The organism is Terriglobales bacterium, assembly GCA_035651655.1.
Lineage (GTDB): Bacteria > Acidobacteriota > Terriglobia > Terriglobales > Acidobacteriaceae > DASRFG01.
This window is the reverse complement of record DASRFG010000035.1, coordinates 59,403-82,223: the sequence shown is the minus strand read 5'-3', so window position 1 is coordinate 82,223 and position 22,821 is coordinate 59,403. Positions and strand designations below refer to the sequence as shown.

Sequence of the window (22,821 nt, the reverse complement as noted above, 5' to 3'; positions counted from 1 at the left end):
TTGCAACTAAATCGTAGTTAGGGGAAATCCTTTCAGGACAAACATGAGGAGCGCGTTACTGCTCACTGCAATTCTGCTGACTGTTTTTTGAAAGGAGAAATATGCAAGGAGCATTCTACGTGCGCCAGCCGGTTGCGGTCTTCCTCCTCGCCTCCGTGCTCGTCATGGGTGGTTTAGTAGGAGGCGCGCTTACTTCGTTGGCGGGTCGTCCGGTATTCGGAGCCCCCCGCGAAGTGCCCGTATTCATTGAGCAAGGTTCCAAGAATCAAGAGCTGCGCGACAACACCTCCGGATTTGCGCAAGTCCTGAAACCCGCCTTGCCGGCGGTGGTAAACATTTCATCGTCGAGGGTTGTAAAGACACCGAACGAGCCATTGTTCAACGATCCCTTCTTTGGCCGGTTTTTCGGAGATCAATCACCTCAGCCGCCTCGCGAGCAGCGAATGCGGGGGCTGGGATCGGGGGTAATCGTCAGTCGAGACGGGTACATACTCACCAACAACCATGTGGTAGAGCAGGCCACGGAAATTAAGGTAGTCCTTGCGGACAAAAGAGAGTTCAGAGGCAAGGTAGTAGGAACAGACCCCAAAACCGATGTAGCCGTGGTGAAGATTCCGGCTACTGATCTGCCGACCCTGGCGCTGAGTGATTCCTCGAAAGCACAGGTCGGCGATTTTGCACTGGCCATCGGAGATCCATTCGGCCTTGGCGAGACCGCCACCCTTGGGATCGTCAGTGCGACGGGGCGCGGCAACCTTGACATCGAGGATTATGAAGACTTCATTCAGACCGACGCCGCCATTAATCCCGGAAACTCCGGCGGCGCTCTCATCAATGCACATAGCGAGCTCATTGGCATAAATACCGCGATCCTTGCCGGTGCCAGTGGAGGCAATCAAGGTATTGGATTCGCCGTACCGGTCAACATGGCCCGGTATGTGATGGAGCAAATTCTGAAGCACGGCAAGGTGGTGCGCGGCTACCTGGGAGTTGTGATCCAGGAAGTCACGCCCGATCTCGCCAAGGCCTTTAAGGTGCCGCCCGGCAAGGGGGCGCTAGTCGGTGATGTGTCCCCCAATGGCCCAGCTGCGAAGGCCGGGCTGAAGAAAGGGGATGTAATAGTAGAGCTAAACGGGAAGCCGATCGATGGACCGAATCAGCTGAAGTTGCAGATCGCGTCCATGGCTCCCGGCAGCGTAGCTCACCTCAAGATCTTGCGTGACGGCCAGCCACAAGATGTCACGGTTACATTGGGTGAGCTGCCGGAGAAAAACGCGGAGAGTGCGCCTGGCGGTGGCTCCGCGGAGAACAGCCCGTTACGAGGAGTCCAAGTAGACGAGATGACCGCCCGCGTGGCGCGTGAGCTAGGGCTGCCCGCGACTACCAAAGGAGTCGTGGTGACGGATATTGACCCGGGGTCGCCTGCCGCTGATGCAGGCCTTCGTCCCGGCGACGTGATCCAGGAGATTAATCGGCAACCGGTAACTTCAGTTTCCGAGTACCAGCGCATCGTACGTCAGGCAGGCAAGCAATCGCTTGTCCTGCTGGTAAACCGTCACGGAAATACGGCCTTCGTTGCTGTACCTGCGGACTAAGGTGCGCGAAGGCATGGGGGATTGCGAAAACGTAATGCGGGTTTCCGCCCAAGCCGTGATTGCGAGTCTGCTGAGCGAAGCGCTCATATTGGCCCCCGTGTGCAGCCTCTGGGGCGCAATGAATGACTACATTACGGCCCAGAGCACTGCTTCCAGTCGGTCGGAAAAGCTCAAGACAGATCAGGCCCGCCAGGGTGCGCTGGTCGAATTCAAGTCGCTGGGCTCGCAAACGGCAACCGAAGTTTTGCCAGAGTGAACACCTGATTCGAGAAGCTGCATGATATTCAAGGACCGAGCGGAAGCGGGCCGAGCTTTGGCAGCGAGGCTCATGCAATTCTCGGGACGATCAGACGCGGTGGTTCTCGCCGTACCACGCGGGGGTGTTCCGGTTGGCTTCGAGGTCGCACGCGCGCTAGGTTTGCCCCTGGATATTTTTATTGTCCGCAGCCTGCCGGTCCCCGGACACCCCAACCTTACGATGGGATACGTTACTTCCGGAGACGTGCTGCTGCTGTATCCCGATGTGGTACATGGCCTAAGGATCTCTGAAGAAGAAGTCCAAGAAGTTGCCGGTCGCGAGCAGCGGCAACTAGAACAGATCGAGCGACTGTACCGTGGAGAGCGAGCACCGCTGGGGGTGCATGGGCGTACTCTGATTTTGGTAGACGAGGGGTTGGTCCCTGGTTCGAGCATCCGGGCCGCCGCCCTCGCACTTCGGGATAGGTCACCAGCCTGGGTAACGGTCGCCGTTCCAGTTGCTGCCCCCGGCACCTGCACAGAACTTGCGAGAGAGGTGGACGAAGTGGCATGTGTCGCCACTCCCGACTCTTTCATCTCCATCGCCCACTGCTATCGCGAGTTCCCTGAAGTAAGTGATGAACAAATTCGCGCTTTGCTCGAGCGCTCCAACAACAAGGTAGCCCGCGCGGCATAAGCTGGTACGTGTTCGATTCCGAGGAGACTTTATGCCTTTTTACAGCACCTTACGCGATTACCACTTTCAGGATGAAAACGACGACATTCGCGGCACATGCGTTTTCGATCGCTCTGGACAACAGGAACTCGGGTCAGTGCACGACGTGGTCATAGACGTGGATGACTGTGAGATCGCTTACGTGGTGGTTCGTAGCGGCAAGCGTGAGGTCTTGCTGCCGGCAGACCGAGTTCACTTGTGGGGCGAAAGCTTGGTGGCAGACGTTCGGAAGGACGAATTCGACTCCTTGCTTGACTTTGACGACCAAGTCCTGGATAACTCGGAGCAGTGGGACGCATATCGGGATCTTTACGCTGAAGCATTTATGAAAATCGGCCAAAGGCCCTCGCTGGCGCCCGTCGAGGTTCCCGGAAAGGCGTCTCCCCCTACTCTCGATCAAGACCCTTGGCAGCAGCTCGCACGAGCCATTCGGCTCGACCGTTCAGAGATCCTTCGCCGCGAAGGCGAAATTCGAAATCGGCTAGGGCCCATCCTCGCCAGGGACAAGTGAGAGGCTGGCCGTTAAAGGCGAAGAAGGTCCGTAATCCCCACCTTAGTGGTACCGCGACGCCAGTAGCGACGACCTCCAAAAAATCGTGAGCCGAGGTTTCACGAATTGTTTTGATCAAATACAAATCACAGGCCAGACGTTTGACATCCAACACGGTTAGGGCTGAGGATGATTGCCTGCAATTGTTTGGGCTGATATGTACCGCCAAAAGACTTGCCCACGAATAGTGCGCGACACTCCAACCTGCCAGCAGAACCCGCCTATCGGAGTACATCATGTCTGAAAAAGAGTTCCTTAATTCCTGGAAGGAAGTTGCCCAATACGTCGGCCGCAGCGAACGCACTATTCAGCGTTGGGAAAGGTATCTCGGCTTCCCCGTGCATCGTCCCGCAGGCAAGCTTCGCAGCTCTGTAATTGCTCTTCCTGCGGAGATCGACAAATGGATCAAAGGGACGCCGACAATGCGTGCTTCCGAAATCGAAGAACCTCAAGCGCCCGGTCCGATTGCCGTTCAACCTGCGCCGGAAGGAAGCCCTCGGGTTGGACCCCTGTTGCTTTGCATTGCTGATCAAGGACGGGCCGGAAAAGTCCGCATTGCATTTTTAGAAGCTCAGGGTTATCGGGTGCTGACGTCACGTGATGGACGCAGCGGGGTGGCCCTGTTTGAGCAGCATCGCGTCGATCTGGTGGTGCTTGAGACAGGTGTCAAGGACATGGAAGCAGAAGTTGTTTTGCGCATGTTGAAGCGGCGCAATTCGAAAATCCCTGTCGTCGTCTTGTCTGGGGAAGAAGAGTTGTCCGTGAGAGTACGCCAGCTCGCAGACAGCACACTGACAAAAGCGGCAGGTGCTACTGTTCTCCTGTCCACTATCCAGAGCTGGGTAGGCATACCTCCGAAGCTGGTGGCAAAGGCAGTCATTCGCATGGAGCCTCTTACAAAAACATGTCCCGCACCGGCGCAGGAACCCAGAATGCGTCGCTCTGGATAGCGGAGAAGGCTCCACTTTCCATTTACTCGAAGCTCATATCACCTATTGTTGCAGGAGTCTGTCGGCCAACGTCGAGTACTGACAGAATTTGGCGGTGCATGGAACTTGTCCGAAGGCCAAGGCAGCGTTCTCATGAATGGTTGGCCGCCACGCGCAATGCACGAAACTGCGATTGGCCTGGCTACTTTCCCTCATGAACGCTCTCGCGCAGCCGCGGGTTGAGTTGTTCAAGAAGGATTTGGAGGTTCGCAGGCAAGAACTCATTAGCTCACTTGGCAGTTTGGAACAGGAAAGCAGAAGCTTCGATCACAGCGAACCCCAGGATCTCGGTGACCGTTCTAACACCACCTACACCAAAGAGTTTGTTTTTCAGCGAAGGGCTCAGGCCAGACGGCTCTTGCGTCTTATCGAAGGCGCGCTCGATCGAATTGACGATGGCACATTCGGTCAATGCACCAATTGTGGACGTGAAATAGGTGAAAAGCGCTTGGAAGCTATCCCCTGGACTCTATATTGCCGTGACTGTCAGGAACAATTCGAACGAACGCCGAGTGAAGGACCTGGGAGCTAAGGTCAGGTTATGCGAATCAGGCTATGCGACCTTGAGCGTTTGACCGAGAGTAGCGGCCGTAGCCGTGTGTTTGCCCAGGTCCACTAAAGTGAAGTCGCCGTGCTCAAGCCCGCCAACCGTCACCAGCAGTGAGGTCCCCAGCAATTCCTGACTGGGCGCTCGTCCCCCGGACAGCGCAACCCGCGGCTTGTAGGTCTTGATTAGCTCCGCTACAACCGAGCTGCCTTTTTGATGATGCCCCTTGTGTTCGGGGGGAGTGGCGAACAGGAATACTTGTTGATAGTCCTTCAACTCACGGAGAAACTTGAGCCGATACTCGACTTCCCAGCCGGGATAGCGAAGAGTCTCAGTCTCGTCGCGTAAAGTGTTGGCTTCATCCTCAATCGCGCCGCCCATCCCGGCAAACAGTAGGTATCCCGAGGCAAAAGCAAAGGTGCCGTGAACGCCATGGAGATTTGGACAAACGACCTCGATATTCGCGGCCTGGTGGAGAAACTCGGCAAAGGGAGCATCTTCACGACCCGGAATGTAAAAGGCGGGGAGTCCGGGGGTGGACAAGGCTCTGAGCACCCGGCCGTACTCTCTTACCTTGGCATTGTTGTCGGTCAAACTTCCCAGAAGCACAATCGCGTCGGCTCCAACGTTAGCGGCTTCCTCCGCAAACTGCTGCACCGCTTCGATGTTACCGCGAGCGTCAGCAGCAGCCAGTATTTTCGATACTCGTTTGCGCAAGGTTCCTCCTGAAATTGCCGGTTACATGATGCCCGATCGCTATGCTGCCTCTCGGGCCCGCTTGCTACTCTTCGCCAATAATCCCAGCACTTCATCTTCTCGCATGATTAGAAGATCTTCGCCTTCCAGAATAATGTCGTTACCCGCGAATTTTCCGAACAGAATTCGATCTCCGGCTTTGACGTCCAGAGGAAGGACCTTACCATTTTCGTTGGTTTTGCCCTTGCCGACCGCTAAGACCTCGCCTTCTTGCGGCTTTTCCTGCGCGGTATCTGGAATGATGAGTCCACCCCTGGTGGTTTCCTGCTCTTCAATACGGCGCACCAGGATGCGATCGTGCAGTGGAACGAAATTTATGGCCATGCGTCAACTCCTTACGATCCGACGAATATCTTGAAGCCACCGAACCGGGCGGAAATTCAGTTGGGGTGGGGCGCGTGATGTTGCAGACTTTCTCAATCACAACGCCCCGATGCTACTTGCTGTCTGGTCAGCTTCACCGCTGTGGAGTCGGTGGCGCCTCCAGCTGAATTATGTGGATGGTATTGGTGTCAGGATCCACATGAACTATGAGTCCTACCTCCTGGCCTTCGTGACCTTTCAGAGCGTCAGGATTGCTTACCTTGTAGGTCTTCTTGTCATGACTGTCAGTAAATGTTTTTCCATTGTCGCTGACTTGGCCCGACATGCTCTGTTGAGAGTTTTGGCCGCCTTGCTGTGATTGGTCGCTCTGCTGAGCTTGACCACTCTGTTGTCCTTGTCCGCCTTGCTGCGACTGATCACTTTGCGAACTCTGGTATCCCCATGCCGCGATCGAAAGCGAAAGCACTACTGCGAATAGACTCGACATTAACTTCTTCATTGGTCCGCTCCTTCGTGTTGTGGTGACGTGTCTTGACTCCTGCACATCGAGCCTACGGGCATTACACGACGCGCACAATTGCCCCGGAGAATGAATTGAAGCTACAACTTATGCGGTAGGGACTGCAGACGTGAATAATCTTTATCTCTGCTGCACTCAAGCCGCGGGCGCCCATGCGGCGGACTTTAACAAGCTTTCCAGTTGCTGATGGTCCATGACTCCCGCCTGCTGTGAAACGGGACGGCCTTTGAAGAACACCACAAAATTCGGTATGCCGCGGACGTTGTAGCGGGACGCCAGCTCAGGATAACGTTCGGTATCCACCTTCATGACCACTGCTTGTCCGGCCAGGTCGGAGGCAGTACGAGCGACCTCAGGTGCTGCCATATGGCAGGGTCCGCACCATGAGGCCCAGAAATCAGCTAAGACGGGAACGCGAGCGTTGTGCACGATCTCCTCGAACTGCTCACGATCGACCTCCAGCGGCTCACCTAGCGGAGGCAGTTGAGACTTACATGCGCCGCAGCGGCCGCTGTCTGCAAGGTGTGCTGCCGGAATGCGGTTCTTGCGTCCACAAGTCTTACATGATCGGATCACCGGCATAAAGCCCTCCGCTAGATGGACCATTCTAACTGATGCAAATTAAATGTTACCTGCTGCGAAAGCGCTAGATCCTGCTACCACAGCCGAGCAAGCCTGGCGCCGCCATCTTGTCTAGTCCTCTGTTCATGCTCTAGAGGAATTGATGCGGCACCACCCCTCAGCTAGATTGTTTGCCAGAAGAGGCATGCCGTGCGCATCCGGTTTGAAAGTAGAAACTTGGGACAAGCAGGGCGCGCCATTCAAACTATAGAGATCAGTTATCTCGCGAGGCCATATGGTTACAACGCCATTGTCAATTGAAGTAGAGAGTTTGCGGCGCAGGTGGGGATGGTTCCTGGCACTCGGAATCATGATGGTGGTTCTGGGAACTATTGCATTCCTCATTATTCCCGCAGCCACCCTGGGAACTGTGCTCGTGCTGGGTTGGCTACTGGTGGTGAGTGGCATCATCGAGGCTATACATGCGTTTCGCGTCCGACGTTGGGGCGGCGCCGTGCTTCATCTCATCGCTGGAATTTTGGGAACGCTCGTCGGCTTACTGGTGGTGACTCATCCCGTTGCCGGCGCCCTTGCATGGACGCTTCTTTTTGCGTCGTTCTTTACCGCGTTTGGTTTACTCCGGTTGATCACTGCAATTCGCTTGAAGTATCCCAACTGGGGCTGGGCAGTTTTTGATGGGATCGTTAGCCTGGTGCTAGGAATCCTACTTTGGGCAGAGTGGCCATGGTCGGGGCTATGGTTCCTGGGACTAGCTGTAGGAGTGTCACTAATTCTGCGCGGTTGGTCATACATTATGCTTGCGCTCGCGATTCACAACCTGCGAGCACCTGCACAAGCACAAGTGAGACAAGCAGCTTAATTGATGGGTTGCAATGGCTGAGACTAAGTCACAAATACCGGAACCGGCGGATGCAGAACAAACCTCACTGGGACAAGCGTCAGAAACTCGGCAGCCTGCACAGCAAGGCACGGATTCAACGCAGAATGAGGTGGAACAAATAAAGTCAGAGCGCGACGTACTTCTCGATCGTGTCGCCCGCGTGCAAGCGGAGTTTGAAAATGTCCGCAAGCGCAATGCCCGGGCACAACAGGAATTCAAGGAATTTGCTCTCGAGGACGCTCTCAAGTCCTTGTTGCCCATCCTGGACAGTTTTGATCGCGCCCTGCAAGCACCTGCCGTGAATCTGCAGGACTTTCGTTCTGGCGTGGAGCTGATCCGCAAGCAATTACACGATGCGCTCAGCAAGCTCGGGCTCAGGCGAATACCATCTCGGGGTGAGCCTTTCGATCCGCACCTGCACGAAGCAGTTGAGATGTCAGAAAATGCAGTTGGCGACGAGGCCCACGTCGAGGAAGAACTTCAACGTGGCTACAAACTCCGAGACCGCCTGTTGCGTCCTGCAATGGTGCGGGTGGGACAACGTCAGAAGAAAGCAAACTAAAACAGAAAATTCGAGTGGCAGCCGCCCAACAACAGAGAGAAAAAATCCTAGTCCAAAGGTACACGTGCCATAACGCGCGTTCCTTTGCCCGGCTGGCTTTGAACTAAAAGCGTTCCCCCCTGACTCTCTGCTCCTTGACGCATGCTAGTAATGCCAAAGCAATCTCGCGGTGCGGCAGAATTATGGATCCCAAGGCCGTCATCGTGGACGCACAACAGTGCTTCTCTTTTTTTGTAGAGCAGCTCAATGCGGACGTTAGTCGCACGTGCGTGCTTTACGACATTCGTCACCGCTTCTCTTCCGACGTGCAAGAGCAAAAGCCGAATGTCTGGTCGGACCGATCGAGCCATTTTCGGAATCAAGAGCTCGAGTTTCAGAGGTGTCTCCGCTAAAAGGTCCTTCGCTAATAGGGACAAGGCTGTCGCCAGGTCCTCTTCTTCCGACGAATCATGAAAGAGTCTCCAGATCGTGCGCCGCGCTTCGCTTATACTGCTCCCCGCCAGCTCGTGTGCGCGGCGTATGTGCCGTTGAGCGATGTCCAAGTTATGCGGAAGCTCTTCTTCGGCCGCTTGTAGCTGAAGAATGATAGCGCTCAGGCTTTGACAGAGTGTGTCGTGGATGTCGGCCGCTAATTGCTTGCGTTCTTTCAATACCATTTGCTGACAGAAAGATTGCAAACTGGGGTCGCTCATATAATGACGCCTGGGGAGAACAACGCTCAACTTCCGCAACCTGGAAAATGGTTTCAATGACATGAAGTGTCTGCTTCCTTGGGAGCTTGGCGCGTCAAAGTGTTTGAACGATCAAATTTGGCCGCTGCTATTGGACAGAGGTGCATTCAAGCCGCAATCCCCGAGCCTAGATGTACCAGGCCCCTCTTCGCAGCCACATTTATGGCCTCAGTACGGCCGGCGACTTTGAGCTTTTCCAGGATGTGCGTGACGTGCACCTTCACTGTAGCTTCACTGATGTTAAAAGCTGATCCAATCTCCTTGTTGCTTTTGCCAGTCGCCACGGCGTGAAGGACCTCTCGTTCGCGGTTCGTCAACTCGGGATCGGCGACCCGCTTTGCCAGCTTGGCGCCAACGTCTGGTGGGATCCACGTACGCCCTTCACCAATCGCGCGGATACAGGCGAGCAGCTCGTCGGCTGGGGCCTCCTTCAGCACGTATCCTTGTGCTCCTGCTCGTAACGCGCGGTAAATGTCTTCCTCGCAGTGGCACACCGTGAACATCGAAATCCGTGCCGTGGGGTCTTCGTGGCAAATAGCCATGACCGTTTCTACTCCACCCATAACCGGCATCCGCAGATCGAGCAGGACAACATCCGGCCGCTGAGCAAGGAATTTTTCCACGGCTTCTTGGCCATTGCTCGCCTCAGCGATGACTCGCATATCCGAACGGCGATTTATAAGTGCGACTAAGCCTTCGCGTACCACCGGATGATCATCCACCACCAGAATCGTGAAACTTCTATTTGCCTTCACCTGACCCTCTCGTCCTGCTGATTCCAGTTGGGTCGCCTCAGTGATGCCCTCCAGGGCAGTACCGGAAATAGGCCGCAAATTGCTGTTATGCTGCCAGATCTCCTGGACCTTGGTTGCAGGCCAATTTTCAGCACCAGATCGCATTTCAGTTACTGGGGAACGACGTCCAGTTCGGAAACGATCGTCAGGGTTTCTCCCGTTCGTTGCCATCGCATCTCCTAGTGGTGAGGGCGTTTATAGTTCCCGCGGACTTGTGGTCTAGCTCGCGTGACCTATTGGGATTCTTTACTACTATCGTGGAAGGCAAAACCGTCAATTTCCGACATAGGTTGACATCAATAGGCAATCTGCTCCATTTCTCGCGACATCCAGTGCTACTGACGGCACCGCTGTCCTAGCTGCAGCAACTCCTACCAGCCTAGGGCCACATCCGACAACCGGCAGATCGCTGGCTAGGCATTCTTTCGAAGGTCAGGCTCGTCCTCATGAGGAATTGCCTGGACACAATGCCCTCGCTAGCATTCGCAATAGGCGTTAAGTCACGTGAGTGCAGCTTTTTATTGCTGACCGCTGGAGGGGCAGGATGGACAGGGCAGCTTCCGAAACTCCATTCAGAGCAGAAAACCCAGGGAGTCGGCCAATAGCACGTGCCTCGTTGGAGGCTCTGCCTCGCAGTTGGTCCGCCCAGCTCGGTGCCGCTCTGATCCTTGTCGGCATCGTTGCACTTAGTACCACTCGGACCCAGACATTTGCGCCGGAGATGCTTTTTGCATGGCTAATCGTGTTCAGTGGAATTGTGGAAGCCGTGCACGCTTTTCACGTACGCAGGTCAGCTGAATTTTTCTTGCACATCACGCCGGCAATTGCAGGCGTTCCCATCGGGTTGTTAATAGCCGCTCATTCCGCTGCTGGTGCGATCGCCTGGATGCTGCTGTTGGCTTCTTATTTCACAGTGATTGGTCTCTTTCGCATGATTGCCGCATTTCGACTTAAATTTCCGGGGTGGACCTGGATGGTCTTCGACGGCGCTGTCACGCTCTTGTTGGGGACCATCTTGTGGACCGCATGGCCGTGGCTAGGACCGCAGTTCTTCGGCCTGGCCCTGGGCCTATCGCTGATAGCTAGGGGCTGGTCGTCGATTATGTCAGGGCGAATTCCCCACAATTTTCGGAGCTCCAATTCGCAGGGATATACCGGCAGTTTGAGCGCGAGGCGTTATCAGTAAGCTTCTGAGCACTTTAAATAACTCAAATAAAGGAGGGGTGATGTCAGCACAAAAGTCAAACCAGCAATCAACTTCACAGACCAGCTCTCAGGGGGAAGAAAGAGGACAGCGAGGTCAACAAACCACGTTGGCCCGTCGCGGTGGCGCGCTTCCCAGTCTTCCTTCACTCTTACTAGATCCTTTTGCCATCTTCGACGATAGCCCCTTCTCAATAATCAGCAGGATCCAGCAGGAGATGAACCGGGTGATGGGGCAATCAAGGGCCGCCAATGCTTCGGGTCGAGGCGATGACCTGAGCACTACGGCATGGACGCCTGCGGTTGACATCGCCGTCCAGGATGGAAACCTGGTTGTGGCTGCTGAACTGCCGGGCCTCAAAGAGAATGACGTCAGAGTGGAGATTGATAACGATGTCCTGGTCATCCAAGGGGAACGCCGGGACGAGCGAGAGGAAGGTGATGGCGGAATTCGTCGGATTGAGCGGAGATATGGGCGTTTCTATCGCGCTATCGCCCTGCCCGACGGGGTCAATCCTGAGCAGGCCCGCGCCGAATTTCGGGATGGCGTGTTGTACGTAACCGTACCACTTCCTCAGGATCAGAATAACGTGCGGCAAATACCCGTTCAAACGTCAACATCGCAACAAGAACGGGGACAGGGAGGCGAGCAGAAGACGACTGAAGCTCCCGCACAGAAGGCAGCCTGAACGATTGCAATCATGGAGGCGCAGGTCGCTTTTCTGATTGGCAGAATATTTTTCGGCGTGTATTGGCTCATGGCAGGGTTTAATTATTTCAAAACTCCGAAGGCATGAGCCAATACGCGAAATCAAAAGGATACCGTCCGCATCTCTATCCGCTCACATGTTCCGGTGACTGAGCCCTTCCTGGCATAATCACGTCACAGTGGCGCAGGCCAAAGTTGCAGGTGATTGAAAAGATTGTGAGCGCAAAAGGAATCGAACCTTCAACAGACTGTGGGAACTCAGTTAACTTTCGCCCACAACATATAACCGGCAATCACAGCTGCAAGGCCTATAACAGCAACCATCAAATAAATGGTCCACTCTTCTCTTCTTGAGGGGGTCAACTCACCACTCACGAACTCACTTTCGTCTAGTTCGAAGGGTCTCTTTGTCATGCAGGGCTCGCGACGGTACTGCGGAGCAGCCGTAGCGAGGCTGCTCCCGCATCGCAACCGTTAGAAGCTTAGCTTCAACGCAAACTGGATTTGGCGAGACGTAGTGACAGTGCTGAATATCTTGCCCGCATTGCCGACCGGCGTCCCGCTGGCATCTGCAAAGACTACGTCGCCCCGACCTCCCGCCCCGGTTGGATCTCTTGTGTTATTAGGCGCGGCGAAGTTGGGATGATTAAAGACATTGAACAGCTCCGAACGAAACTCTAGTCTGGTCCTCTCGGAAAAACGAAACTCCTTCCTTAGCCCTATATCCTGGGTGAAGAGACGCGGTCCGCGTAGAGGGTTGCGGGGGGCGTTGCCGAGGAAGCCTGCCGCAGGCACACTGAACCCCGCGGGATCGTACCATTGATTCGGATTGCCGAGGATTCGCAGCTTGCCGGGGACCACATCAGGACGGCACGGCGTATCTACTGTCTGGCAACGGTCGAAACCAAGAAGGACGGTAAACGGGCCACCGCTGATCGCACTCGTGATACCGGAAACCGACCAACCTCCGGCAATAGCATTCAAGACACCAGGCCAACTCGCTCCGAATTGCTTCCCCTGACCGAACGGCAGCTCGTACACGAGGTTGGCCGTGAGCGCATGGGTGTGGTCGAAGGAGGAGATCGAACGGTTATCGCGCAAGTTGAATGGGTTTTGGGGAACAGCAGGGTCAGTGGTCCAATCAGTAGGATATGGTCCCGACGCATCATCAATTGAGCGTGAAAACGTGTAGGCAGCCTGGAACTGTAAGGCCCCCGAACGTCGCTCGACCTTGGCCTGCAGGCCGTTGTAAAAGGAGTTAGACCGCATGTGGACATTACCAATCGGCCCGAAATTCGGATTCAGGCGAGGCGCACCAGCCGCGAAGAACAATCTTCCATCCGGCTGCACGGTTGGGGTAGGGGGGTTCACTTGTTCCTGGGTAGGCAAGTGCACTCCACGGGCTCCCACGTACGCCATGGTGAATGCAAAGTTGTGAGAGAGGTCCTGTTGCACGTTCAGGTTGTATTGCATGGCATAGGGCTGGGCCATGTGGAATTGGATGGGCGCATTGATTCCCACTGGGATGGTTGCTCCCGCGCCGGCCAATGCGTCCGGGAATTTCGGAAACAGAAAGAACGTGGTGTGGTAGTACGGAGGCGACCAGCGCGTGTTCCCATACAGGTTCATCCAGATCTGGTCATAGAAGATCCCATACCCACCTCGAATCACAGTTTTACGCCCAGCCCAAGGCGTCCAGGCGAAGCCGATGCGCGGTGAAAACATTTTCGTAGGAGCTTCGTACAGCGGGTCGCCGAGAGTAACTGCGGTATCGTGCAAGGTATCGCGGATGTTGACGATGCGCCCGCGTGCTTCTGTGGGCGTCGTGTTGTACTCATACCGGAGACCCAGGTTAAGAACCAGGCTGGGCCGGACTTTGAAATCGTCCTGAGCAAAGAACCCGAGAGCGGTCTGCCGATAGCCACGGTTTGAGTCGGACGGTGCAACCGCCCCGAAGTACGAGAACGGAGCTGCCTGCAGAAAATCGCTCACCGTAAAGAAGGTGTAAGCGCCGCCGGAGTACAGATCGAACTTGCCGTTCATTTGTACCCGGCGAATGTCGGCTCCAAACTTGATGAGGTGACGAGTGGTGTTGATGCTGAAGTTGTCGATGAATTGAAAAGTGTTTCCCGCGGAAGTAATGGGGAAAAGAACGCTATTACCGACGGCCGAGAGACCCTGAATATCTAACAAACCAAGCGGCCCACTCGGTGCCAGCGCCGAGATGGTGACTCCGGGATTGGAATTGGCGGCATTGGCTCCGTAGACAGTACGGTTGAATCCAAACCGGAATTCGTTCAACAGCTTTGTCGTGAACGTCTGCGTTTCTGAAAGAGTAAAGAATTGGTTACGACGGAATTGGAAAGCGCGGAACCCCGGCACAAAAGTGCTCAAGAAGGGGTTCTCGGTATCGCTTCTGTCGAGGGTATACCTGCCGAATAGCAACCCATTCGCACCCAGCTTCTGATCAATTCTGGCCGTCAAATAGTTTTCGGTAGTGGGCTGCGAAGCGGAGGAGGTCAACAGTCCCGTTCCGTCGCCGAAGTTTTGTCCATTGGGCAATGGGTACAGCGCGAGAAACGGAGCCACTGCCGGATTGACCCCAACGTTGGTGAGTGTTCCTGGATTGTTCGGATCCGGCAAGAATCCCCGATGCGCGAGCGCGTCTGGAACCGTAGCAGTCGCGGTGCGTCCAAGCGCCTCGCGCAGGCCCTCGTAGTTGACAAAAAAGAATGTGCGGTCCTTTGCAATGGGGCCGCCGATTGCACCTCCAAATTGGTTTCTGCTGAAGTGAGGAATCGGCTGTTGCGGCAGGTCGAAGTAATTCTTGGCATCGAAGATACTGTTTCGCAGGAACTCGTAAACAGATCCGTGCAACTTATTAGTACCTGATTGAGTAATCGCGCTAATCGCCGAGCCGGCGTTGCGACCGTATTCGGCGCTCATCGTGTTGGTGACAATACGAAACTCCTTGATGGCTTCTACTCCGAGAAATGCTCCCGAGGCACCCCCGGGAGGGATGTTGTAGGTCGGGTCGTTTACGTCAGTGCCATCAATCGTAATGTTGTTGTACGTGGGCCGCATGCCATTGACGGTAGCCTTCGCGATACCACCCTGACCCCATGGGTTCGGGCCAGCGTTGGTGGCGGGGACAACCCCCGGCTGTAGCATTGTGAGCTGGAAGAAATCTCGACCGTTAAGCGGAAGGTCGCGCATCTGCTTGTCATCAACTATGCCGCTCAATTCGGAAGAAGTTGTTTCGATCACGGGAGGAGCGTCGGTCACCTGCACTTCTTCATTCAGGAGGCCCACGGCCATCTGCATGTCGACAACCGCGTGGTCGCCGACATTCAGATGTATCCCCGGGCGAACAGCCCTTCTGAAGCCAGTGGCGGATGCGCGGAGTTCGTAGTTGCCGGGAAGCAATTGAGGAACGCGGAACGAACCATCTGACGCGGTTGTGATCGTGGTTTCGTTTGCCGTATCTAAGTTTCGAACCGTGACGCTTACATTGGGCATGATGGCGCCCGATTGGTCGGTTACTGTTCCGGAGATTGTCGCTCGGATCTCTTGTGCCAGTGCATTCGACGCAACCAGAGTGATGATGAACAATAAATGAAAGAATACCGTTCTCATGGAAACCTCCCTACCGCAATGTCGGACTCGTATCCCCAAGCTCTCGCAGAGTGAACGACTACTTGACTTGCACGCCCTCTTTGAATATGTGGACAACGTTTTTCATATACGCCATATCTTCGAGGGGATTGCCATCCACCACGATGATGTCGGCATATTTGTTCGGAACGACAGTTCCGAACTCATCAAGTTTCCCCAGAGCCATTGCCGGCCACCGCGTCCCGGCGCTGATCGCTTGCAGCGGCGTCATCCCGTTCTGGACAAACAGGATCAATTCATTCCTGGTGGCATTAGTTTGCCAATTGAGTGGAGTCCCGCTGTCGGTGCCAAGAAGGATGTGATTGGATATGCCGCTGATGAGCTGCTTCCATGCGTCTGGCATAGCCTTAATGCGCTCATGTATGTCTGCAAAGTAGTACTGCAGCCGCTCGGGATGTTCCGTTTGCTCGTGCGCCAGCTTGTAAATGTCGGGGGGAAAATCTTTCTTCAGCTGGGGATCGTCAACCCGCTCCGGAAAGTCCTCTGTGAGCTTGTAGACCCAGCCCTGCATCATGGTGGGCACAACCCAGATGCCCGATTGCGCCATTTTGTTGATCAGTTGGGGCGAGAAGGGACCACTCGCCGCACCGCCGGTATGTTCGATGCTATCTACGTGCGCATCCACAGCAGCGTTGATTTCGGCATCGTTCGTGCCGTGGGTCGCAACCTTCTTGCCTGCCTTGTGGGCCTCTTCGGTGATAGCTTTCAGGTCTTCCGCCGTCACTCCCATCCATGCCTTGACCCAGTCAACGCCGGAAGCGATCCGTTTTCGCGTCAGCGCAACCCCTTCTTCTGGGGTAGTGATCTTGTCGCAGTAATAGGTCGAGAGCATCCAGCAATTGCGTGCAATGAACGCTCCTGTTACGAAAAGCCGCGGGCCAACTTCCTTGCCTGAATTGATCGCATCTCGTAACTGAATCGATTCGTCGGTCGGACTCATCACGTCCCGCGCCGTGGTGACTCCTTGCATCAAGAGCTGGTGCGCAGTGATCTTCATTACCTCCATCGCACGCTTTTGACGTTCGAGCCAGGGGAACCACTGGTAGTAATCACCCGCCCCCAAGATGAGCAAATGGGTATGCATCTCAATGAGTCCGGGCATCACCGTCATGCCATGAGCATCAACCACCTTCGCGTTTGCCGGAATCTGAAGCTCACCTTCCCTGCCCACAGCCTGAATCTTCTTGCCCTTGACCAGGACGACAGAGCGGTGTACCGGCGGCCCTCCGTTGCCGTCTACCAGTTGACCTCCTACAATCGCAATCACGTCAGAACTTTGCGCATTCCCTACCCCACAGAGCGCAAACATTGCAAGCACGAGCGCCAACCGCACACCGAACCAAGTTTTCAAAAAATGCATAAGATTCTCCTTGAAATAGCTTCACCCAACGACTGCTACTTATAGATTTCGCCACCCTTAATCACGTGGACTACATTTGCCAAATTGGATATATCTTCCAAGACATTGCCTTGGACGAGGATGATGTCCGCCAGCTTGCCAGGCTCAATCGTTCCCAGCTCGGCATCCTTCTTTAGCATCACTGCCGGATACTTGGTAGCCGACGTGATTACTTCAAGGGGTGTCATCCCGTTGGCGACGAGAAGTTGCATCTCCCGCCGCGTGGAATCTACGTGAAAGTTCATCGGTGTCCCAGAATCGGTGCCCACTAGCATCCGTACCCCGGCGTTGTGCAGCTGTCTCCAGCGCACGGGCGCGCTTTGAATCCAGCCTGGCGCATCAGAGAAATAGGGAAGGGCTGTGAAATTGGCGTAAGACTGCTCCATGTCCTGGACGAGGTCAGGGGAGTAATCTTTTTCTACTTCGGCGTTGTAGCGTCCCTCGGGAAAGTCGGTGGCCTGCTTATAGCGCCAGATCACCATTCCAGTCGGATCCACAAATGTGTTCTTTGCGACGAGCGTTCGGACAATATCGTCAGAATAGGGCAAGGAGCCTGGCGCTAAGCCTGTGTGCTCGACGGAGTCAACCCCGGCAGCAAGCACTGTTGTTAGTTCGTTTTCGTCCATACCGTGAGTTGCTACTGTTTTCCCGGCTTTATGTGCCTCGTCCACGATGGCCTGGAGTTCCGCCGGTGTAAGTTCGGTTGCTTGTATGACCTTGATGAAATCGACTCCCGCTGCAACCAACTTCCGCACCTTGGCACGTGCGTCTTCCGGGCCATCGACAGTCCAACGAAAATCTGCCTGGATCTGCATGTTGTAGTGAAACGCCACTTTGGGGAGCGTCTTTTGCAGAAATGGACCGCAAATGAACAAACGAGGGCCGGGAAGCTCTCCGCGATTTACACGATCACGGACCGACAGAATGTCCTCAAGATTCGCTCCCATATCGCGGACGCTGGTGACACCGTGCATCAGCAACTCTTTCGCACTTGCTGGCATGATCTCGTTCCGCATCCGGGAGCGATACTTGGGGAAATATTCGTCGTACTTTCCATGGCCCATGATCAGCAGGTGCACATGAGCGTCGAACAGCCCAGGCATGACGGTCATGCCTCGCGCATCGATCACTTTCGCGCCGTTCGGAATGCCGACGGTGCCGCGGCTTCCGCTTGCGGTAATCTTGGAGCCCTCCACAATCACAACTGAGTCATGGACCGGCGGACCTCCATTACCATCGACCAGCATTCCGCCAGTGATTGCCAGCACGGTGGGTCTATCGGCAGCCAGCGCCAGAGGCCCCAGGACAGAAAGCGCAAGGATCATCAGACCGAAAGTCAGTCCGACCCATACTGCAACGCTCATTGCGGCATGTGGCTTGCGAACCATGTTCAGCTCAGTCCTTCCTTGGGTAGCGGTTCGTCCCGCAACATGTGTTGCGGCCGGCGAACATTAGAAGCTGTCTATATACTCACGACAAACCTGAGCTGTCAATAAAAAACGCAGCTTCTTGATTTCCAGTGCGCAACAGATGTTGCTATATGGCACAATTCTTTCCCTCGAACGTCAAAAAGTGAAATTGGGGTAATTTCCAGAATTGGGGTCGCATATAATTGCGGGCATGGGCAAGGGTTCCAGTTCACTCCGAATTTATGCTGGTGCTCCGACACTGCAGCCGCTTTCCGGCTTGGACTCGCGTCGAAAGGAGATGGTCCGGCCTATTCTTGAATCGCCTCGTAAGTACGTCCTACTGAGCCTCAGGAAGTTGGCGCGGGTCGCAGGGTGCGATCCAAGCACATTGCTGCGCATCCTTCGCGAAATGGGGTTCAGTGGCTATCACGAGTTCCAGCGCTTTATGCATGAACAATCGATCGCAAGCACCACATCGCTGGACTTAGTGGAAACCGCGGGAGCGGTGAAGCGATCTGCGCTGCTGGCAAAATGCATGCGGCAAGACTTAGAGAATTTGCGCATGTTGGGAGAGTCGCTCGAGGAAAAGCGAGTAATCCACGTGGCAAAGCGGATACATGCGGCTCGGCGGATCATGATTTTCGGAGGCGACCTTGCTACCAACCTCACGGGGTTCTTACACCATGCCTTGTTAGTGATCGACCTGCCCAGTTTTCTGGGAGAGTCTCCAGGCCATGCGGCGTATCTATCGCAGCATGCAACCCGAGAGGACCTCGTATTCGCCATCAGCTTCCGGAGAGGATTACGACAAACCGTAGATAGCCTGATAGCGGCCAGGTCGAACGGCGCCTATTGTGTCGGCATTACGGACAACTTCGTCTCTCCGATTGCTCGCTATGCAAATGAATGCTTCATTATTTCGACAGAAAGTACGTCGCTTGCAGGTTCCTATGTTGCACCCATGGCTTTTCTCAATATGCTTCTCGTCGCCTGTGCCAACGCTCGGAAAAAGCGGACGATCCGCCTTCTCCGAATGGCAGACCAGGAACAGCGCACCGGTTCCCGCTGGGCTCCGGAAAAACTTGAGAAAAGAGGAGCAGGAGCAGATGAGGCGTCTCGGCGACATTCACGCTAAGGTGGAGCCTTCTCCTGTAGTCAGCACGAGAACAACGAGGGCCCGCGCCATCCGCAAGGTGAGTTCAGAGCTTGAGCCTTGACCGGGATGCTAGTGATCTTCGGAGGTACGTGCGAAGCCACAGATAAGTCACGTCAGAAGTTCAGCTTAACTCCAAATTGAGTCACGCGAGGGTCTGTCGCGGTAGCCGTGATTGTCCCGAAGGCGCTACTCCCCACCACACCATTCGGCTGAGCAAAGGCCGGTGTATTTGTAAGGTTGAAGATTTCGGCGCGAAACTCCAAGTCAGTCCCTTCCCGTAATTGCGTGTGTTTGATCAAGGCAATGTCCGCATCCCTGTAGTTGGGCCCCCGAACCGGATTTCGGGATGCGTTGCCAAGCGTGAATTGCGGCGCTACTCGAAACGCATTAGTGTTGAACCAGTGAGCTGGGGTGCGCTGGTTCGAAGGCAGGTCCGGTGAAGTCACGACATTGGGCCGCTGCACGCCAAATCCGGCAAAGGCATTGAAGTTCGTCGTTTGGGTGATGGCGAAGGGCATGCCAGACTGAAGCAGGACAATTCCTGTCATCTGCCAGCCATTCGCCAGTACACCCCAAACGCCACCGGGATTCAGGTCGTGTCCGTGGCCAACCGGAATTTCCCAGGTGGAGCTCGCCACAAAAACGTTTGGAATGTCGCCCGTCGACGAATCCCGTTCACGACGAAGATTGAAGCTGTCGGCAACCGGAAAGTTCGCGATCGGCCCGGTGAGGATTGAGGCATCAAAGACCGAGGATGCTGTATCGATCAACTTGGAATGGGTATAGCTGACGAGATAGGACAGGCCGCGAGAAAGCCTCTGTTCCAGCTTTGCCTCAAATGCATGATAGACCGTGCTGCCGACGTTGTTTCGGTAGGGCGCTACGGTCAGAAATTCCGGGAACGGTTTCAACAGCTGTGCAACCGCGATTTTCGGGTCTCCTAACGATGACGATCGCGGTATCTGCCCAAAGAAAGGGTTCGGCACCTTCTTCAATAACGATGATCCTGCTGCCAACTGGTCCACTGTGAGTTGGTTAATGTTGACGTCGGGTATACCGACATGCGTGATATGTGAACCCACGTACGCCACTTCAAAAGAAATGTTGCGGGTCACTTCGCGTTGAACACCTAGATTCCATTGTTGTGCGTAGCCCGAACCGAGATCTCGATTGACGGTAAACACGCTTTGCCCGAGGCCAGCATCCGGGGTGAGAGGAATTGGAGCGACACTCGGCCCACTCGAAAGGACGAAAGCTGGGTTAACGTTGTCTAAACTGCGCTGGCTTGTCGTCTGCAGGAACGGAAATTGTGAAATGGTGAATGGGGTAGTGATGCCGGTTTGCTCAATCCAGACCAGTCCGTATCCGGAGCGAACCACGGTCTTTTCACCGAGCATGTACGACAGACCGATTCGCGGGCCAAAATCATGCCAGTGCAATTCGCGAGCGGTGCGCGGATTGTGATTTTGTCCCAGATAGTCCAGCTGCTGAGTCCTTAGGTTGAAGATTGCGCCTTGATTGTCAACTTCGGTTGACGGGAAGTTCAGTGTCCAGCGGACTCCTGCATTCACTGTGAGGCGACGCGTTGCCTTCCAGTCGTCCTGGACAAAATATTCCTGGATGTGCGCACGGGGCCGAACAGCCTTTCCTTGGAGGTCAATCGAGAACTGCTGCACCTGTCCCAGCAGGAAGCTCGCCAGCGGATCGCCGGTTCCCTTGGCGCCGGATTTGTCGGTGAACAACTGTGAAAACTGGAACACGCCGGTGGGGTTGGGCGGTTGAATGACATCGAGGCGCTCCCAGCGAAAGTCGAGTCCAAACTTCATCGCATGACTGCCCATTTGATGGGATACGGTGTCCGCTAACTGCGTGACATCCGTGCGGAAATTCGAGTTCGTGTTGGAAGGCGATCCTATCTGTTGGTAGCCAGCGATATTGAAAACCGGGAGAGCATTGTTGAATGCCCCATTTGACGGGATCCCCGGAATGTCCAAACGCTGCGAAGGTGAGGAATCGAGTTGGATTCCCCGGCGTTGAAATGAGCGCCGAGTGTAGCCAACGCGCAAGTCGTTCAGCGTTTTCGCGCCGAATGTATGCAGATAATTGCCGACAGCTTGTTGACCCAGGGTGTCAGCCAACCCGATGACTCCTGTGGTTATATTTCCACTTCCATCGGGGAGGAAAGGCACGGGCTGATCGACGTCGTGGAAGTACGAATAACGCCCAAAAGTCTGGTCCTGATCGGAAAACTTGTGGTCCACGCGAGTATCAAACTGGTTTTGATGGTCCTGATCGTTTCCAACGAGACTGAAATTATTGGCGGTTCCCAACTTGGTGGGCAGCGGGTAGTGATTGAGCACAGCGAGTGCGGCTGGATCTATTCTTGTTAAAGAAATGATGTTTGTAGGTGAGAAAGGTGAGCGTGTGAAGCCGCTGGAGGTCTTGACAGTCGTTGCCGGGTCAAACAGCACTGGGGTCGTGGTGCCATAGGGCTCCGTGAAATTGCCCTGCCGTTCGAGCACGGTGGGTACAGTCGAGATGCGAACCGTCCCGATGGCCTGCTTGACACCCTGGTAATCGACGAAGAAGAACGTACGGTCCTTCACAATCGGACCGCCCAGCACAGCTCCGTACTGATTGCGGCGAAATTCGGGCTTCGTCTGTTTAACGGGGGCAAAATAGTTCCGAGCGTTTAAGGCTTCATTCCGGAAGAAGTCAAAAATGCTGCCGTGAAATCCGTTCGAGCCGCTTCGCGTGGACAGGTTGACTACCCCTCCGTTGAACCTGCCAAACTCGGCTGGAACCGCATTCGTTTGGACGTTGAATTCCTGGATTGAGTCGATAATGGGGAAGAACACCACCTGGCCCGGTTCCGGCTGAAGTGCACTGATTCCGTCGAACAAATACTCGTTCGTCCGGGGCCGACCGCCGTTAATTCTGGGCAATAGCGTGCCCGGTGGAAGGGTGACGCCAGGTGACAACGTCGCCAGTTGCACAAACGTCCTGCCATTCAATGGCAGTTCTACAATTTTCTGATGGTCGATGGACTGACTGATACTTCCCGATTCTGTTTGCAAGAGAGGCGCGTCTCCCGCAACCGTAACACTCTCCTTTACACTCCCCACCACCATCGTCAAGTCGAGGCGGGTCCGTTCGCCGGTTGTGAGAGTGACACCGCTTCGCACTAGCTTTTGGAAACCAGCGGCCTCGGCCGTAACCGCATAAACGCTTGGACGTAAATTCGTGAAGACGTAGACCCCACCGAAGCTCGAAGTTGTCTCAGTGGAGACGCCGGTTTGTGTATCACTAGCCGTTACCTTCGCAGCCGTCAGGAGCGCCCCACTGCTGTCTGACACTACTCCAGTCAAATCCGCGCTACCAACCTGGGCGACCACAATCTTTGTTGGCAACCAGAGCAGGAGCAGAGCCACAGCAACAAAACCTCTACGAAACACCGGAATTCCCTC

The 22,821-nt window shown here is 55.0% G+C and carries 21 protein-coding genes; 10 read left to right on the top strand and 11 right to left on the bottom strand.

The features are described from left to right. Nucleotides 1-101 precede the first annotated feature (101 nt). From VFA76_16840 to VFA76_16820, 5 genes are all read left to right on the top strand, one after another. Nucleotides 102-1,595 carry a DegQ family serine endoprotease gene (locus VFA76_16840; GenBank protein HZR33513.1) on the top strand — a complete coding sequence of 498 codons (1,494 nt, stop codon included), beginning with the start codon at nucleotides 102-104 and terminating at the stop codon, nucleotides 1,593-1,595. A gap of 34 nt (nucleotides 1,596-1,629) precedes the next feature. Beyond that, nucleotides 1,630-1,851, top strand: a complete 222-nt coding sequence (locus VFA76_16835) for a hypothetical protein (protein HZR33512.1) — start codon at nucleotides 1,630-1,632, stop codon at nucleotides 1,849-1,851. A gap of 72 nt (nucleotides 1,852-1,923) precedes the next feature. Next, complete coding sequence (locus tag VFA76_16830) at nucleotides 1,924-2,529, top strand: hypothetical protein (protein HZR33511.1); 606 nt, start codon at nucleotides 1,924-1,926, stop codon at nucleotides 2,527-2,529. A gap of 31 nt (nucleotides 2,530-2,560) precedes the next feature. Next, nucleotides 2,561-3,079, top strand: a complete 519-nt coding sequence (locus VFA76_16825) for a PRC-barrel domain-containing protein (GenBank protein HZR33510.1) — start codon at nucleotides 2,561-2,563, stop codon at nucleotides 3,077-3,079. A 275-nt stretch (nucleotides 3,080-3,354) separates the two neighbouring features. Continuing rightward, nucleotides 3,355-4,068, top strand: coding sequence for a response regulator (locus VFA76_16820; protein HZR33509.1), 714 nt, complete (start codon nucleotides 3,355-3,357; stop codon nucleotides 4,066-4,068). A 268-nt stretch (nucleotides 4,069-4,336) separates the two neighbouring features. Here VFA76_16820 and VFA76_16815 read toward each other — a convergent pair whose 3' ends face one another. The 5 genes from VFA76_16815 to trxA form a co-directional block, all read right to left on the bottom strand. Further along, nucleotides 4,337-4,519 carry a hypothetical protein gene (locus VFA76_16815; protein HZR33508.1) on the bottom strand — a complete coding sequence of 61 codons (183 nt, stop codon included), beginning with the start codon at nucleotides 4,517-4,519 and terminating at the stop codon, nucleotides 4,337-4,339. 141 nt (nucleotides 4,520-4,660) lie between these two features. Further along, nucleotides 4,661-5,371, bottom strand: coding sequence for a hypothetical protein (locus tag VFA76_16810; protein HZR33507.1), 711 nt, complete (start codon nucleotides 5,369-5,371; stop codon nucleotides 4,661-4,663). A gap of 39 nt (nucleotides 5,372-5,410) precedes the next feature. Continuing rightward, nucleotides 5,411-5,734 carry a co-chaperone GroES gene (locus VFA76_16805; protein ID HZR33506.1) on the bottom strand — a complete coding sequence of 108 codons (324 nt, stop codon included), beginning with the start codon at nucleotides 5,732-5,734 and terminating at the stop codon, nucleotides 5,411-5,413. 133 nt (nucleotides 5,735-5,867) lie between these two features. Further along, on the bottom strand, nucleotides 5,868-6,233 hold the full coding sequence (locus VFA76_16800) for a hypothetical protein (protein ID HZR33505.1): 366 nt from the start codon (nucleotides 6,231-6,233) through the stop codon (nucleotides 5,868-5,870). Nucleotides 6,234-6,389: 156 nt separating this feature from the next. Continuing rightward, nucleotides 6,390-6,836: a thioredoxin gene (gene trxA, locus VFA76_16795; protein HZR33504.1), complete on the bottom strand. Its 447-nt coding sequence runs from the start codon at nucleotides 6,834-6,836 to the stop codon at nucleotides 6,390-6,392. A gap of 274 nt (nucleotides 6,837-7,110) precedes the next feature. Here trxA and VFA76_16790 point away from each other — a divergent pair, with 274 nt between their 5' ends. Both VFA76_16790 and grpE read left to right on the top strand, forming a co-directional pair. After that, complete coding sequence (locus VFA76_16790) at nucleotides 7,111-7,695, top strand: HdeD family acid-resistance protein (protein ID HZR33503.1); 585 nt, start codon at nucleotides 7,111-7,113, stop codon at nucleotides 7,693-7,695. 13 nt (nucleotides 7,696-7,708) lie between these two features. Then, on the top strand, nucleotides 7,709-8,278 hold the full coding sequence (gene grpE, locus VFA76_16785; GenBank protein ID HZR33502.1) for a nucleotide exchange factor GrpE: 570 nt from the start codon (nucleotides 7,709-7,711) through the stop codon (nucleotides 8,276-8,278). 47 nt (nucleotides 8,279-8,325) lie between these two features. Here the strand turns inward: grpE and VFA76_16780 are convergent, their stop codons facing one another. Continuing rightward, on the bottom strand, nucleotides 8,326-8,970 hold the full coding sequence (locus VFA76_16780) for a sensor histidine kinase (protein ID HZR33501.1): 645 nt from the start codon (nucleotides 8,968-8,970) through the stop codon (nucleotides 8,326-8,328). Nucleotides 8,971-9,116: 146 nt separating this feature from the next. Further along, the gene (locus VFA76_16775; GenBank protein HZR33500.1) at nucleotides 9,117-9,908 is read right to left on the bottom strand and encodes a response regulator transcription factor; all 792 of its coding nucleotides are present in this window, start codon (nucleotides 9,906-9,908) and stop codon (nucleotides 9,117-9,119) included. Between the two features lie 439 nt (nucleotides 9,909-10,347). Here VFA76_16775 and VFA76_16770 point away from each other — a divergent pair, with 439 nt between their 5' ends. After that, nucleotides 10,348-10,989, top strand: a complete 642-nt coding sequence (locus tag VFA76_16770; protein HZR33499.1) for a DUF308 domain-containing protein — start codon at nucleotides 10,348-10,350, stop codon at nucleotides 10,987-10,989. Between the two features lie 40 nt (nucleotides 10,990-11,029). Then, a complete protein-coding gene (locus VFA76_16765; GenBank protein ID HZR33498.1) occupies nucleotides 11,030-11,695 on the top strand; it encodes an Hsp20/alpha crystallin family protein in 666 nt (221 codons plus the stop codon). 494 nt (nucleotides 11,696-12,189) lie between these two features. Here the strand turns inward: VFA76_16765 and VFA76_16760 are convergent, their stop codons facing one another. The 3 genes from VFA76_16760 to VFA76_16750 are packed head-to-tail and all read right to left on the bottom strand — an operon-like array spanning nucleotide 12,190 to nucleotide 18,177. Then, on the bottom strand, nucleotides 12,190-15,351 hold the full coding sequence (locus VFA76_16760; GenBank protein ID HZR33497.1) for a TonB-dependent receptor: 3,162 nt from the start codon (nucleotides 15,349-15,351) through the stop codon (nucleotides 12,190-12,192). A gap of 58 nt (nucleotides 15,352-15,409) precedes the next feature. Continuing rightward, nucleotides 15,410-16,750, bottom strand: a complete 1,341-nt coding sequence (locus VFA76_16755) for an amidohydrolase family protein (GenBank protein ID HZR33496.1) — start codon at nucleotides 16,748-16,750, stop codon at nucleotides 15,410-15,412. A 35-nt stretch (nucleotides 16,751-16,785) separates the two neighbouring features. Then, nucleotides 16,786-18,177: an amidohydrolase family protein gene (locus VFA76_16750; GenBank protein ID HZR33495.1), complete on the bottom strand. Its 1,392-nt coding sequence runs from the start codon at nucleotides 18,175-18,177 to the stop codon at nucleotides 16,786-16,788. Nucleotides 18,178-18,496: 319 nt separating this feature from the next. On the opposite strand from VFA76_16750, the gene VFA76_16745 reads away from it, so the two are divergent. Continuing rightward, nucleotides 18,497-19,333 (top strand): MurR/RpiR family transcriptional regulator, encoded by an 837-nt coding sequence (locus VFA76_16745; GenBank protein HZR33494.1) that lies wholly within the window; start codon nucleotides 18,497-18,499, stop codon nucleotides 19,331-19,333. Nucleotides 19,334-19,467: 134 nt separating this feature from the next. Here the strand turns inward: VFA76_16745 and VFA76_16740 are convergent, their stop codons facing one another. Continuing rightward, nucleotides 19,468-22,785 carry a carboxypeptidase-like regulatory domain-containing protein gene (locus VFA76_16740; GenBank protein ID HZR33493.1) on the bottom strand — a complete coding sequence of 1,106 codons (3,318 nt, stop codon included), beginning with the start codon at nucleotides 22,783-22,785 and terminating at the stop codon, nucleotides 19,468-19,470. Between the last annotated feature and the right edge of the window lie 36 nt (nucleotides 22,786-22,821).